Below are 14,094 nucleotides of genomic sequence, written 5' to 3' on the forward strand. Positions count from 1 at the left end.
ACATCGTGCAACAACTAACTCAAACAACTTCTAAATCAACTTCTATAAGAAAACTTAGTAACAACAAGGTTCAGAATGCTATACGTGATACTGATCAACATTTAGTGACAGAGCTGCTGTATAGCGACGCGTCACTTATGCCAATCAGAACAACGACCCTTGGCCGCCCTGCGGTAGGGTCGGGGCAGCGAGGGCATCCAGCGCCGAATCGGCGGCGGCTTCGGCCTCGGAGTCGGGGAGGGTAGCGGCATCCGGGAGCATCGCCAGTAGGTCGGTTTCGGAGATGATGGGCACCTTCAATTCTGTAGCTTTTTCGCGCTTGGCAGGACCCATCTTGTCGCCGGCCACCAAGTAGCTCAGCTTCTTGCTAATGCTGCCCGTTACCTTGCCGCCGTGCTGCTGAATCAGTTGTTGCAGCTCCTCGCGGCTGTGCTGCTCAAACACGCCCGACAGTACGAAGGTTTGTCCGGCCAGCCGGTCGCTCTGGGCCTTGGGCGCCTCGCCAGTGAGGGCCAACTGTACCCCTGCCGCCCGCAGCCGCTCCACCATCTCGCGGTTTTGCGGCTCCTGAAACCACGCCGCCACCGATTCGGCAATGACGCCGCCTACCTCCGGCACGGCGGCCAGCTCCTCGGCGGTAGCCGCGCCTAGCGCCTCCACCGTGCGGTAGTGCGCGGCTAGCTTTTCGGCCACCGTTTCGCCTACGTAGCGAATGCCCAGGCCAAACAGCACCCGGTCAAATGGCACCTGCTTGCTTGCTTCCAGGCCCGCAATCAGGCGCTGTACTGATTTCTCGCCCATGCGCTCTAACTGAGCGAGTTCGTCGGCCTTGCCAGGTAACTCGTATAAGCTGGCAGCATCCGTCACCAACCCCAGGTCGAAGAATCGGCCCACGGTTTCGGCACCCAAACCATCGATATCTGAGGCTTTGCGCGACACGAAGTGTTCCAGCTTGGCTTTCAGCTGGGGCGGGCAGCCCCGGTCGTTGGGGCAGCGGAAATGCGCCTCGCCTTTGGGCCGAATAAGCGGCGTACCGCAGGCGGGGCACTCCGTGGGGTAGACAATGGGCTGGCTGTCGGCGGGCCTGGCCGTGAGGTCGACGCTGGTAATCTTGGGAATGATTTCGCCGCCTTTCTCCACAAATACCGTGTCGTCCAGGCGCAGGTCGAGGGCAGCAATCTGGTTGGCGTTGTGCACCGAGGCGCGCTTCACGATGGTGCCAGCCAGCGGCACGGGGTCGAGTAGGGCCACTGGTGTCACGGCGCCGGTGCGGCCTACCTGGTACTGTATCTCGCGCAGGCGGGTGCGGCCGGCCTCGGCGGGGTATTTATACGCAATGGCCCAGCGCGGGCTTTTGGCCGTGTAGCCCAGCAGCTCCTGCTGGCGCAGGTCGTCTATCTTCACCACAATGCCATCGGTAGCCACGGGGAGGGTGAAGCGGTGCTTGTCCCAATGATGGATAAATTCCAGCACCTCGTCCAACGAGTGGCACTTGCGCCACGTGTCCGACACAGGCAGGCCCCAGGAGCGCAGTGCTTCCAGGGCGGCGCTGTGGGTAGGGAAGTCGCGGCCCTGGCTGAGGTAGCTGTACGCGAAGAAGCGCAGCCGCCGCGCCGCCACCAGCGCCGAGTCTTGCAGCTTGAGGGCGCCGCTGGCGGCATTGCGCGGGTTGGCCAGCAGGGCTTCGCCGTTGGCTTCGCGCTCCTGGTTCAACTCCGCAAAAACCGGCTGAGGCATAAAGATTTCGCCGCGCACCTCAAACTCCTCGGGCTGAGTGGGGCCGGCGTGGCGCAGGTGCAAGGGTAGGTTTTTGATGGTGCGCACGTTGCTGGTCACCACGTCGCCACGGGTGCCGTCGCCGCGCGTGACGCCCTGCGTCAACTGACCGTTGTTATAGGTGAGGCTCATGGCCACGCCGTCGAACTTCAGCTCGCACACATAGGCGTACTCGGCGCCTTCCAGGCCGCGCTGCACCCGCTCGTCGAAGTCGCGTAAATCAGCCTCCGAGTAGGTATTGCCCAGGCTGAGCATGGGGTAGCGGTGCAGGGCCGTCGGAAACTGCTTGGTGATGGTGCCGCCCACGCGCTGGGTAGGCGAGTTGGGTAGGGCCAGCTCGGGGTAGGCTTTTTCCAGAGCTGCCAGCTCCGCCAGCATCTGGTCGAACTCCTGGTCGGGCACTTCCGACACGTCGTTCTGGTAATACTGATAATTAAGGTGGTGCAGGCGGGCCGTGAGGGTGGCTATCTGTTCCTGAATACTAGGCATAGTAGTGAAAAGTGCGAAGTGGTGAGAGGGTGAGTTTGAAATTCTCGCCGCGCAGATACTGCAAGTTGCGTCGCAAAAACGGCAAACTCACCATTTCACCACCTCACAATTTCACCATTCACTGCACCCGCACGCCGTCGGCAATGAAGTTGTATTGCTCCACGGGCGTGGTGATGGCCGCAATTTCCTGCTTCGATTTGCCAGCATCCTCAGCGTAGTGGCGCTGCTGGGCCACCGATACGGTTTCGTGCACTACTATGCCTTCTATCACGGCCGTTTTGCCGCTGATGTCTTTGGGCACAAGGAAGGCGTGGTCCTTGAAGCGCACGCGCATCATCTGGCCGGGGGCGGGCTGCATGGTTAGCCAGCAGCCCTCGGCCTTGCACACGTCGGCAATGGGGCCTACCAGCTTCACGCGGGCCGAGTCGCGGCCGGCCAGCACGGTTTTGAGTTGCTGCACTGGCACGGCGCCGGCGGGCGTCACGGGCGTGCCGTAGGTATGCGCTTGTGTGGTAGCCAGCAGCGCTGTGTGCGTGCTGGGTTTGGCGGTTTTAGACGATTTATCGACTTGCCCTACGGCCAGGGTGCAAGACAAACTACAGGCAGCTACAAGCAAAAAGCGCATCGGGAGTGGGATGAAAAGTAAGGTGAAACCGCCACCGCCATAGCCCGGGTATTGTATAGGAGAAAGGCTGACGATCAGGACATACTGTTGCAAAATAGCAAACAAACCGCACATCAGCGCGCCACAGGTGCTGGCCTACCGCTTCGCCAACTCCTTCACTTCGCGCAGCTTATCCCGATCGTAGTACTCGGTGCGTACAATGCCCACGGCCGGATCATAATACGTTACTTCGCGCTCCACTTTGCGAATGGCCATGTCGGCACGCGCCCGTGTGGTCAGGTCACGCTCGGCTTCTACCTTGTAGCATTGAAAGGTGCCGGCGGGCGTGGTCACGGGTTGGGGCCCGCCCACAACCCGCCGGTTTTTGAGCATGGCCTGTACTTTGGCAATGTCTACCGCCGAACTGCTGACTTGCACCATTATCCCGCCATCGGGCAGTTGCGAGCCCACGGTAGGGTTATCGGGCCAGGCCAAGCGAGTAGGCTGATAGGTGTAGATACGGTCCCGAAACCGGCGCAACGCATCGGGTGGCAGTTCGGCCGTGCCATCTGTGAAGGACGTGTCGCGGTGCGCCGCATAGGTGAGGTCCTGCAAACGCACCAAGCGGTTTTTGGCGTCGTAGGTACCGCTTTTCAGTAGGGCGGTAGTGGTAGTTAGCGTTTGTTTTTTGTTGGTTTCAGAGCCGAGCAGCACCACACGCTGGGTGATATAGCCGGTTTTCTTGCCCTTCGCATCCAACAAGTTATATACCAGCTCGACGTTATCGGCGAGACGGAAGGGGGTAGGGCCTTCCAAAAGAGGGCGGGTAGGGGCGAAGGCACTGGCACCAAGCAGGAGTGCCAACAGCGCGGCCGGACGCGTGAAAATGAAAGGCATAGAAGGAGGAAAAATACAATATGGGTAGGAGGCTATCTGTTATGCTCCATACGCGAGACGGGGGGACGAAAGTTACGCTTGGGACAACCCTGTGGGGTGTTTTGCGTTTGCCGGGGCAGGGCCGTAGCTTACAGCCAACGTGTCTCGAATACGCTTCTACCCAAATTTCTTACCAAAATCTATATGGCTGATTCTGCCGCTCCTACCACCAATTGGGCCGATATGGCTGCTTCCGTATTATCTAAGCTCTCGGGCGGGGTCGAGCTGTCCTGCGCTTTCGATCAAATAGAAGTGCAGGTGCCGAACCCACAAAACCCTACCGGCGCACCCGCCACCTGGCGCATCAATGGCTCGTTGCGCATCCGCACGCGCGGCGAAAATCCTACCCCCGGCTCCACGCCCTCGTCCCTTGGCTAGCGGCCTCGAACTAGACGCCCGCCTGACCGTTACGATAGAGGGCGACGAGCTGCAACTGGCAGCCTCCGGCACCTACCTCATCCTGAACGTGCCCAGCCAGCGCGTCCTCGACAAGCTCACCAGCGGACCACCCAAAGACCCCAACGCCCCCCCGCGCGCCCCCGGCCCCAAACCCGACCCCTTGCAGCAGCTGCATGAGCTGGCCAAACGGCTGGGACTGGTGCTGGAACTGCGCGTGAGCGGCAAAACCTACGTTACGTTTGGGCAAGGGAAACGCCCGAGTATCACCTTTCACGCGGTGCTGGGCAAAATCGGGTCGTTCTTTCGCAGCTAAGCCGACGAAAACAAGCGGTAATCCGTGGTGGTTTTGTTTATATTGGCAAAAGGCTCAATGGGTTTGCCACGGAACTAAAGGTCCCTGAAATAACTTGCCCAACCGTATGCTGCTACGTCTGCTCTGTAATGAATTCTGATTTCGGTAAAGAACGCCAGGGACGAATCGGGGCCAATCGCCCTACCCCCTCCACCCGTCCCGCCCGGGTGCCCCTGTCGCTGCTGCTGCTCTACCTGGGGCTGGTGGGTAGCCTGGTTTTGTTTGTGGTGCTGATATCGGCCTACGCGCACACGCGCTACACCAGCGGGGTGCCGGCGGGGCTACACCCGTTTCCGCGTTACTTTTCCATCAGTACGGTGGTATTGCTGGCCAGCAGCTACACGCTCAGCCAGGCCCAACGCCTCTACCGCGAAGACGACGTTACGAATCTGGCGCGCTGCCTTGGGGCTACGCTGCTGTTAGGCCTGGCCTTTGCCGGCTTGCAGGCGCTGGGCTGGCATGATTTGCAGGTGCAGGGCGTCTTCTTCAGAGACAAGCCCAGCGGTACCTACGTCTACCTCATCTCCGCTATTCACGTCATGCACCTGTTGGGTGGCGTGCTCTTCCTGATGTTGCTGTTCCTGCGCGCCCAGCACGCTTCCCGCGACAGTATCCGCACGCTGCTGTTTATCCGCGACCCGTACCGCCGCTTGCAGCTCAAGCTCATGAGCACGTACTGGCACTTTGTGGATGGGCTGTGGGTGCTGTTATTCTGTGCGTTCCTATTCTTGTATTAGGCTGAAATTAGTTATTTGTCATCCTGAGCAACGCGAAGGGCCTTAAGTTAGATGAACGACCGACGTAACAACGATTCGTTCATCTAACTTAAGGCCCTTTCTTAGTACACGACTCCGTTCGGAAGTCCTGTGGTAACTAGTTATAACACGCTTCCATGCCACCACGCCTGCTCCTGACTACTGATCCTGACCTCGCCACCCGCCAGCCAATTCTGGCAGGATTGCAGGAATACAACCGGCAGCAAGTGCCTGGCGAATCGCAACTGCTGGCTGTGCTGCTCCTCGATGAGCAAGACGCAACCATCGGCGGTTTGTGGGGGCGCACCTATTACGATTGGCTGTTTGTAGAACTGCTGTTTGTGCCGGAGGCGCTACGCGGCCAAGACCTAGGTGCCCGCCTGCTGCAAGAGGCCGAGCAGGCCGCTAAGCAGCGCGGTTGCCAACACGCCCACCTCGATACGTTCGGGTTTCAAGCCAAAGACTTTTACCTGAAGCAAGGCTACACCGTGTTCGGACAACTCGAAAACTACCCCACCGGCTTCACTCGCTACTTTCTGCGCAAAGCGCTTGTGTGAGTAGGTGGCGTGCCTGATTAGTGGCGAAAAAGACACTGTGTTGCGGAAGAAATAGACTGTTTCAAATAGTATATGAATATTGCCGTATAGTGTTTGTTTCTAGATAGATAGTAAGTAGTATGCAGCGTATTAACCTACTCACATAACTACTATCTTATGCGGTGTTTTGGTTCTTTTATCCGACTGTGGCCCCTGGTGGCTGCGCTCCTACCAACTGCGTTGCCATCGGCGGCGCAAAGCAAGCTGCCCGAAGGCCTCACCCGCGTAGCATCGGTGGAAGGCATCACGGAGTATCAGCTGAAAAATGGCCTGCGCGTGCTGTTGTTTCCCGACAACTCCAAGCCGACTACCACCGTCAACATCACCTACCTAGTAGGCTCGCGGCACGAGGGCTACGGCGAAACGGGTATGGCGCACCTCTTGGAGCACATGGCCTTCAAGGGCTCTGCCAAGCACAAAAATATCCCGCAGGAGCTGACCGAGCACGGCGCCCGCCCCAACGGCACTACCTGGTACGACCGCACCAACTACTTCGAAACCTTCTCGGCTACCGACGAAAATCTGAACTGGGCCCTCGACTTGGAAGCCGACCGTATGGTGAACAGCTTCATCGATGCGAAGGACCTGGCCACGGAATTTTCGGTGGTGCGCAACGAGTTTGAAATGGGCGAAAACTCGCCGAGCCGGGTGCTGATGGAGCGCGTGCTGTCGTCGGCTTATATATGGCACAACTACGGTAAGTCCACCATCGGCTCGAAGGAAGATATTGAGCGCGTGCCGATTAACAACCTGAAGGCGTTCTACCAGAAATACTATCAGCCCGACAATGCCGTGCTGGTGGTAGCCGGCAAGATGGACGAGGCCAAGACGCTGGCTTTGGTGGATAAGTATTTCAGCCCCATTCAGAAGCCTACCCGGCAGCTACCCCAGGCCTACACCACCGAGCCTACCCAGGACGGCGAGCGAAGCGTGACCCTGCGCCGCGTGGGCGACGCGCAGAGCGTGGCCGTAGCCTACCACACCCCTGCCGGCGCCCACCCCGATTATGCTACCCTCGACGTGCTGATGGACGTGCTGACCAACGAGCCATCGGGCCGGTTGTATAAAGCGCTCATCGACAGCAAGAAAGCTGCCTATACCTACGGCTGGACGCCCGCTCTGCATGACCCCGGCTTTGCCTTCTTCTACACCGAAGTGCGAAAGGAACAGTCCCTGGACTCGGCCCGCACTACCATGCTGCACACCCTGGATATGGCCTCTGCTAAAGAGCCCACGGCCGAGGAGGTAGACCGCGCCAAAACCAAGCTACTCACGGGCATTGAGTTGCTGTTTAAGAACACGGACCGGGTAGGGCTGGACCTAAGCGAGTGGATTGCGGCCGGCGACTGGCGCCTGGTGTTCCTCTACCGCGACAACATCCGGAAGGTGAAGCCCGCCGATGTGCAGCGCGTTGCCAACGCCTACCTGAAACCCTCGAACCGCACCGTCGGCACTTTCATCCCCGAGCAGAAACCCGACCGCTCCGACATCCCGGAAACGCCCAACGTGCTGGCGCTGGTGAAGGACTACAAGGGCGAGAAAGCCGTAGCCGCCGGCGAAGCCTTCGATGCCTCGCCTGCCAACATTGAGGCCCGCACCAAGCGCGGCGAGGAGGGCAAAGGCACCAAATACGCCGTATTGCCCAAAAGCACCCGCGGTAACAGCGTGAACGTGCAGCTCACCCTGCGCTACGGCGACGAAAAGAGCTTGGCCAACAAACCCGGCCTAGCCAGCCTCACGGCCTCCATGCTGGAGCGCGGCACCAAAACCCGCTCCTATCAGCAAATCCGCGACGAACTGGACAAGTTGAAAGCCCGCGCCTACGTGTACGGCGGCAGCCAGTCGGCCGGGGTGGTGGTGGAAGCTTCGAAGGAAAACCTGCCGGCCGTGATGAAGATTGTAACCGATTACCTGAAGAATCCGACGTTTCCGGAGGCGGAGTTTAATAAGCTGAAGCAGGAGCGACTGGTTTCGCTGGAGTCGCAGAAACAGGAGCCAGATGCCATTGCGTTCAACACGAGCCAGCGCGTGCTGAATCCCTACCCCAAGGGCCACCCGCTGTACGTGATGACCTTTGACGAAGAGATTGACGCACTGAAAGCCACGACGGTAAACGACGTACGCCAATTCTACAAAGACTTCTACGGCGCCGAAAACGCCACCGTGGCCGTAGTAGGCGCCACCGACGAAGCAGCCGTGCAGAAGCTGGTGAAAACCGACCTGGGCAAGTGGAAAGCCAACAAGCCCTACGCCCGCATCGTGCGCAACTACCAGGATGTGAAGGCCGGCAAACAGTCGGTGCAGGCCAACGATAAGGCCAACGCCGTGTACGTGGCCGGCTTCAACCTACCCATGCGCGACGACGACCCCGACTACCCCGCGCTGGTATTGGGCAACTACCTGTTCGGGGGCGGCTTCCTGAACTCGCGCCTAGCTACGCGGGTGCGGCAGAAAGAAGGCATCAGCTACGGTATCGGCTCGCAGGTGAGTGCCGACTCGCGCGACAAGCTGGCCTCCTACATGGTGTACGCCATCTACAACCCCGAAAACAACGAGCGTTTGGAAAAAGCCATTCAGGAGGAATTTGCTACGATGTCGAAAACTGGCTTTTCGGCCGACGAAATTAAAGCGGCCAAGAGTGGCTGGTTGCAAAGCCGCTCCGTATCGCGGGCCCAGGACGATGCCCTGGCCGGCCGCCTGAACTCCTACCTCGACCTGAACCGCACCCTGGCCTGGGACGCCGACTTCGAGAAGAAAGTAGCCGCCCTCACGCCCGAGCAGGTGAATGCCGCCGTGAAGAAATACCTCGACTACAACAAACTGGTATTCGTGGAAGCCGGCGACTTCGAGAAAGCCAAGAAGACCTTGGCCGAGAAGAAAGCGAAAGAACCCGCCTACCGCTCGGCCCCACCGGCTAAGCCTTAGAGTAAGTGATAGAAGTGAGTTAATAAACAAAATCCCCGATCGTGCTGCACGATCGGGGATTTTGCTAGTAGATTATCAAAGCCTCGCTACTGATAGGCAGGCGCCAGCGTCAGCATGCCTTTGAAGCGGCGCTTGTTGGTGTACTCAATCAGGTAGAAATACACGCCGGCGGGGCGGCCGCCGCCGTCCCAGCGGAAGTTGCGGTCGGCGGAGCTGTATACCTCGTTGCCCCAACGCGAGAAAATCTTGATGTTAGCAAAGCGGTTGTCGCAGAAGTCAGGTGGGAGAGTAGGTAGGGTGAATTCGTCGTTTTTGCCGTCGTGGTTGCCGGGCGTGATGATATTGGGCGGCAGAAACGCCAGGGTGTCGGGGCTGACTACTTCAAAGCGCACCACCTGCACCTGGGGCTGCGGGTAGCACGTGCTTTCCTGCACCCGAAAGGTGACCTCCATCTGTTGCAGGAGCGCCGCCGAGCAAGACGCCTCCCACCGAAACACGCCTGTAGCCCGCCCCTTACCATTCGTCGGCACGAAACTCATGCCGGCCGCTGCCATATCGAAGCCAGTGCCGGCTGCCGTAAGGGTCAGGGGGTCGTTGTCGGCGTCGGTGGCCGTGAGGTTTGCCTCATACACACTGCCGGGGGCTACGCGTATCACCAGGGGCGTGTTGTTGTCCTGCATCAAGGTAGGCACCGAAGTTAACTCGGGCGTATGGGTAGGCGCGGGCTGGGCCAGAATAGCCAGTTGCACTGTATCGCGCTTGGGCAGACTACAGCCGTTGTCGGCTACAATCACGTTCAGGTAATACACCTGGCCCTTTGTGTCGAAGCAGGTAGGAAAGCACAACTGCGAAATGAGGGTGTCGGGCATGCCAGTGGCGCGCACCATGCCTTGTAGGAGTGATATGCTGGGTAGGGGTCCCGTGAAGTTGACGGGCTGCAAGGAAAGCGACAGCGCCGAGGCATTATCCGCGTCGGTGAAGCGCAGGCGCACGCAAGGGTTGCCGCCCGGCACCAGCCGGATGGTGTCGCGGCCGGGCAGGTAGGTAGCGTTGCCAAGTTGGGCCTGCGCGGTAATCGTCGGGTCGGCATTGGTAGGGCACGTAATCACCTTCAACTGAAAGTCGCGCCGCGTCTCGCCAATCTTCACCTTGTTGCGGTACTCCGAGCATTTGATACCAAATACAAACAACCCCAGCTGGGTAGGACGCACCTCTAACCGCCCCGTGCGCCGGTTGATGGTGAGGGTAGGCGCGCCCGGTATCTGGCTTTGCTCGCTGCGGCCTGGACCCCAGCTGATGGTGGGGTAGGGCGCTGAAGTAGCCGTGGCCGGCTTGGGTACGCGCGTAGAGGAGTAGCCGTTGAGCGGCGTGGCCAGCTCATACACCAGCGAATCGCCATCGGGGTCCTGGCCGCCAAAGTCGTAGTAAAACAACTCGCCCAAGCACGCATAGTCGCTCAGAGGCGGAAAAATGCGGGGCGTGGAGTCGCGGAAGGGCTGGCCGTTGCGCAGCACCGCCGGAAACTCCAGGTAAAACGTCTGGCCCGACTCGCCCGGCCTCACAATGTTGCTGATGCCGTTGTTGCGGCAGCACCGCTCCACGGCTACATAGTAGCCCTGGGCGCCGGTATACACGTTGGGCGAAAGCTGCACCACACTACGATACACCAGCTTGCGTGTGCTAAGCGAGGGCGACGTACAGGCCGGGTTGGTGTAGGCCACGTACGTATTCTCCACCAGCGGCAGCACCACATTCTGCATCGACCCATTGGTGGCTTTGTCGAAAATACCAGCCGTCAGGTCGTTATCCAGTGCGCCAGGGCTGCCGTTGATGGCGTCGAAATAGAGCGTGAGCGTCAGCTGGTAATTGTTGCCCGATACATATTGCAGGTCCATCTCTCCTCCCACAATGTGCGTGGCCCTTGCTGAAAAGCTCAGCAGCAGCAACAGCATAAGCAGCCCACCACTCCCTAACAAGCGTAGAAAACAAGCCATAGCACCATCTTAAGACAAGGATATTTTTCCTTGAAAAGATACTGCTTCGGCGCGGCAAATCATAATAGGCCAGATGCTGGTGCTATTTAAGAAACTGCTGGGCGCACGCCTGCTCAGTTGCACTGGCTGCGGGTAGGTTAAACACGGCATCCAGCAGCTCATCGAAGGTATGCGCCGGGGCAAAGATGGTATCGTGGTAGGGGTTGCTCACAAACCGTATAAAGCCTGGCTGGTCGTTGATGCGAACCAGGTCCACCGTCACGTTGCCGAAGCGCTGGTTGCAGCGGCCCGTATCGGGGCAGTCGCCGGGCGTGGGCTTCAGAAAGTGCTTCTCAATGGTTTCGGTGTACTCGGGGTGGGGTAGGCGGCGCCGGTCAGAGGTAGAGAGGTGGTAGCCCAGCGCCAGCACCCGGTCGCGAATGAAGTCGAACAGGTGCTGAAAATTAGATCCAATGCTGGGATCATAGAAAAATAGAGCCCCCTGCCGGCCACCCTCACTCAACAATTGCACGCGCAGCCCCCGGCCGCGCACGTTGGTTTTCTGAAAGTGATAGGCCTTGAAAAATGGCCCCATCCAGTTCAGGTACACCCGTTGCTCCACCCAGCGGGCGTAGGCTTGCTGCTGCACATTGGTACGCACCAACGGCTGCCACTCGGCCTGACAGGCAGCAGCAGTAGAACCAAAAAGCTGTTTGAAAAAACGACGCAAGGGTGGAAGGAAAGCAAGTTCGGAGTTTCAAAAGAACACTCGACCTTGCAAATAGTTTCCGGGTAGGGGCGTCGGAAGGCTGCGCAATTACAGCGCCGTGCCGGGTTTCAGGCGGTGCCAATAGTGGGAGCGGCCCAGCAGCGAAAAACCGATATAGCCCTTCACCTCCAGCCGGTCGCGCGACTCCATGTGCAGGTAGCAGGAATAGTAGTGGCCGCTGTGCGGATCGTAGATTTCGCCGTCTTCCCAGCGGCCCGAGTCGGGGTTATAGCGCATTTTGTACAGCACCACCAAGTTTTGAAGCGGACGGGTGCGCAGCGTGGGGTTGGGGTTGCGCCCATCGAGGTGGGGCTGGCCGGTTTTGGGGTCAATGGCGTGATGCATCCAAATCAGGCGGCCCGTCAGCTCACCGTCGCGCACGCTCACTTCCACGCGGGCCTCCCCCGAGTCGTCTTCCCACATCCCCACCGGCGACAGTGCCTGCGCCTGACCCATCAGTGGTAGCAACATGCCCAGGCAGAGCAGCCAGATAGAAAACATAGGAACGGCACTGGCAATGGGGCGGGGAAGGATGGGCATAGGCGCAGGGAAACAAACTGGTTACGTAAGAAAAGAGAGTGTAGCTACGCCAGGGCGGTAACCGGTTGAATATAAGCAAAAACAGCGGCGTTCCGCTGGAAACGCCGCTGCCTGCTAAATAAGTTCGTCGGTTACTTCACCCGCGTCCAGGTCTGGGAGCGGCCAATCAGCGAAAAGCCGATGTAGCCCTTCACTTCCATGGTATTTGCGTTCAGCATTTTGATGTAGCAGGAATACGTTTTGCCGCTTTCGGGGTCGTAGATTTTGCCATCGTCCCACTTATTATCGGAGTCGTACTCAAAGCCCTGCATGAACACCATGCCCAGGCGGGGGCGGCTACGCAGCTTAGGGTCGGGGTTTACAGTATCGGTTTTGGGCTTGCCGGTTTTAGGGTCGTTGGGTACGGTCAACGACACAATTTTGCCGCATAGCTTATTGCCATCGCACTTGTAAATTTCAAACGTGGCCTTTTTCTCGGAGTTTGTCCATATGCCCAATGGCGAGAGGCTTTGGGCCGTAGCAAGCGTAGTGAAACCCAGCAGCATTGCCAGGCAGAGAAACAACATCTTTTTCATGGTGATAATAGAGAGTGGTGGGTTCGGGGAAAAAAGATAGAGGAAAACCATGAAACGATCAAAGCAATTGAGTGCAAACAGACCGCGCCAGAGTACCATGCTTAGGATGCAAACATAACGCCAGCTTACCAATCAGACGATAGCAAAAAGAAAGACATCTTTTTTCTGAAAAAAACGTGCTGATGCTCAGGGCAGTAGCTTCAGGGGGTAAAATAGTAGGGTTTTTATTTTGAACCATCCGGTGGGCTTTTAACTTTACAGACCAGTAGCGAGTGCTACAGCCCTGTTCAAGCAGCCCTAAGGTGCTGGGCCGCGCGAACAACGGTTATGTCGAACGTAAAGAAAGGAGGTACAAAATGTCTAGTAGTCCCAACCAAATCCTGCCGAGCCTGTCGAATGTAGTCCGCATCACCGCCGGACGCGCGTAATAACAGCTTTTCGCGCGGAGCACTTGTTAGCCCAGCAGGGCGTGCTCCCGCATTCTGGCAAGGTCTTATCTCACGGATGGCGGGGCTGTACCCCAGACCCGTCGCTTGGTAAGATTTGAAGGATTAGATGCCCGGTATTGCCCAGCAGCCTTTCAGTAGGCCTGCACAGGCAGTACCGGGCATCGCTTTTTTAGAATGGTGAAGTTGAGAGTTTGTGGGGTAGAGAAGTGTACTTGAGTTTGTATAATAAGAAGGCGTCTGTCATCCTGAGCTTGCGAAGGACCTTATCACGGCAGAACGACAAGCGTAACAACGACTCGTTCTTGGGGCATAAGGTCCTTCACTGCGTTCAGGATGATAGACGCTTGCCTATTCACAACTTCACCATCTCATACCTTCACTATTCTAAAGCACCCGCCGCACTTGCATGAAGCGGCGCTCGTAGCCGGAGCCTTCTACCTGGCTGACTTTTACGCCGGACTCACGGCGGGCCGAGGAGGAATGAATGAAACGCAACGGCTCGCCGGGCTCCGAGAGCACAATGCCCGCGTGGCCGGGCGTGGTGGAAGTAGCAGCCGTACCCGTAAACACCACAATATCGCCGGGGCGGGCCTGGCTACGCTCCACGGGCCGGCCCACGCTGATGAGCTGCGCGGTGGAGTGCGGTACGCTGATATCGAACTGCTTGAATACGTAGTACACGAAGCCTGAGCAGTCGAAACCGCCCGCGGGCGTGGTGCCGGCGTAGCAGTAGCGCGTGCCCAACTGCTGCTCGGCAAAGCGGATGATGGCCTCAGCCCGGTCGCTCATTACGGGGGTAGGGGCGCGGGGCGTGCGGTGCACAACGGCTACCACCGGCACGGCTTGGGTAGGCGCCACGCGAGCAGAAGGAGCTGCCGGGCGTGGCCAGAGAAACACGGCCAGTAGCACGGCTACCAAACTCAGAAAGGTTATCCAGACGTAGCGCATAAGAGGGT

At 58.6% G+C, this 14,094-nt stretch carries 13 protein-coding genes; 5 read left to right on the forward strand and 8 right to left on the reverse strand.

From position 1 onward, the window contains the following. Positions 1-144: 144 nt before the first annotated feature. The 3 genes from ligA to KYK14_RS00015 form a co-directional block, all read right to left on the reverse strand. The gene (gene ligA, locus KYK14_RS00005; protein WP_219156026.1) at positions 145-2,265 is read right to left on the reverse strand and encodes an NAD-dependent DNA ligase LigA; all 2,121 of its coding nucleotides are present in this window, start codon (positions 2,263-2,265) and stop codon (positions 145-147) included. Positions 2,266-2,383: 118 nt separating this feature from the next. After that, the gene (locus tag KYK14_RS00010) at positions 2,384-2,860 is read right to left on the reverse strand and encodes a DUF4920 domain-containing protein (protein ID WP_219156028.1); all 477 of its coding nucleotides are present in this window, start codon (positions 2,858-2,860) and stop codon (positions 2,384-2,386) included. Positions 2,861-3,025: 165 nt separating this feature from the next. After that, on the reverse strand, positions 3,026-3,766 hold the full coding sequence (locus KYK14_RS00015) for a TapB family protein (RefSeq protein ID WP_219156030.1): 741 nt from the start codon (positions 3,764-3,766) through the stop codon (positions 3,026-3,028). Positions 3,767-3,949: 183 nt separating this feature from the next. On the opposite strand from KYK14_RS00015, the gene KYK14_RS00020 reads away from it, so the two are divergent. From KYK14_RS00020 to KYK14_RS00040, 5 genes are all read left to right on the forward strand, one after another. Further along, complete coding sequence (locus tag KYK14_RS00020) at positions 3,950-4,183, forward strand: hypothetical protein (RefSeq protein WP_185283537.1); 234 nt, start codon at positions 3,950-3,952, stop codon at positions 4,181-4,183. After that, positions 4,176-4,517 (forward strand): hypothetical protein, encoded by a 342-nt coding sequence (locus KYK14_RS00025; protein ID WP_219156032.1) that lies wholly within the window; start codon positions 4,176-4,178, stop codon positions 4,515-4,517. Before KYK14_RS00020 ends, KYK14_RS00025 begins: the two co-directional genes overlap by 8 nt. A 128-nt stretch (positions 4,518-4,645) precedes the next feature. Next, positions 4,646-5,293: a cytochrome c oxidase subunit 3 gene (locus KYK14_RS00030; RefSeq protein ID WP_185283539.1), complete on the forward strand. Its 648-nt coding sequence runs from the start codon at positions 4,646-4,648 to the stop codon at positions 5,291-5,293. Positions 5,294-5,448: 155 nt separating this feature from the next. Then, positions 5,449-5,868 carry a GNAT family N-acetyltransferase gene (locus KYK14_RS00035; RefSeq protein ID WP_208306274.1) on the forward strand — a complete coding sequence of 140 codons (420 nt, stop codon included), beginning with the start codon at positions 5,449-5,451 and terminating at the stop codon, positions 5,866-5,868. 156 nt (positions 5,869-6,024) lie between these two features. Further along, positions 6,025-8,832 (forward strand): M16 family metallopeptidase, encoded by a 2,808-nt coding sequence (locus tag KYK14_RS00040; protein ID WP_219156034.1) that lies wholly within the window; start codon positions 6,025-6,027, stop codon positions 8,830-8,832. Between the two features lie 86 nt (positions 8,833-8,918). Here KYK14_RS00040 and KYK14_RS00045 read toward each other — a convergent pair whose 3' ends face one another. The 5 genes from KYK14_RS00045 to KYK14_RS00065 form a co-directional block, all read right to left on the reverse strand. After that, positions 8,919-10,826, reverse strand: a complete 1,908-nt coding sequence (locus KYK14_RS00045) for a T9SS type B sorting domain-containing protein (protein WP_219156036.1) — start codon at positions 10,824-10,826, stop codon at positions 8,919-8,921. An 82-nt stretch (positions 10,827-10,908) separates the two neighbouring features. After that, a complete protein-coding gene (locus KYK14_RS00050; protein ID WP_185283543.1) occupies positions 10,909-11,535 on the reverse strand; it encodes a hypothetical protein in 627 nt (208 codons plus the stop codon). An 87-nt stretch (positions 11,536-11,622) separates the two neighbouring features. After that, entirely contained in the window at positions 11,623-12,114 is a 492-nt protein-coding gene (locus tag KYK14_RS00055; RefSeq protein WP_185283544.1) for a DUF2147 domain-containing protein, read from the reverse strand. Between the two features lie 131 nt (positions 12,115-12,245). Continuing rightward, positions 12,246-12,689: a DUF2147 domain-containing protein gene (locus tag KYK14_RS00060; RefSeq protein WP_208306277.1), complete on the reverse strand. Its 444-nt coding sequence runs from the start codon at positions 12,687-12,689 to the stop codon at positions 12,246-12,248. 833 nt (positions 12,690-13,522) lie between these two features. Beyond that, positions 13,523-14,086 (reverse strand): C40 family peptidase, encoded by a 564-nt coding sequence (locus KYK14_RS00065; RefSeq protein ID WP_219156038.1) that lies wholly within the window; start codon positions 14,084-14,086, stop codon positions 13,523-13,525. Positions 14,087-14,094 lie beyond the last annotated feature (8 nt).

The sequence above is a fragment of the Hymenobacter profundi genome, assembly GCF_019334315.1.
Taxonomy (GTDB): Bacteria; Bacteroidota; Bacteroidia; order Cytophagales; family Hymenobacteraceae; genus Hymenobacter; species Hymenobacter profundi.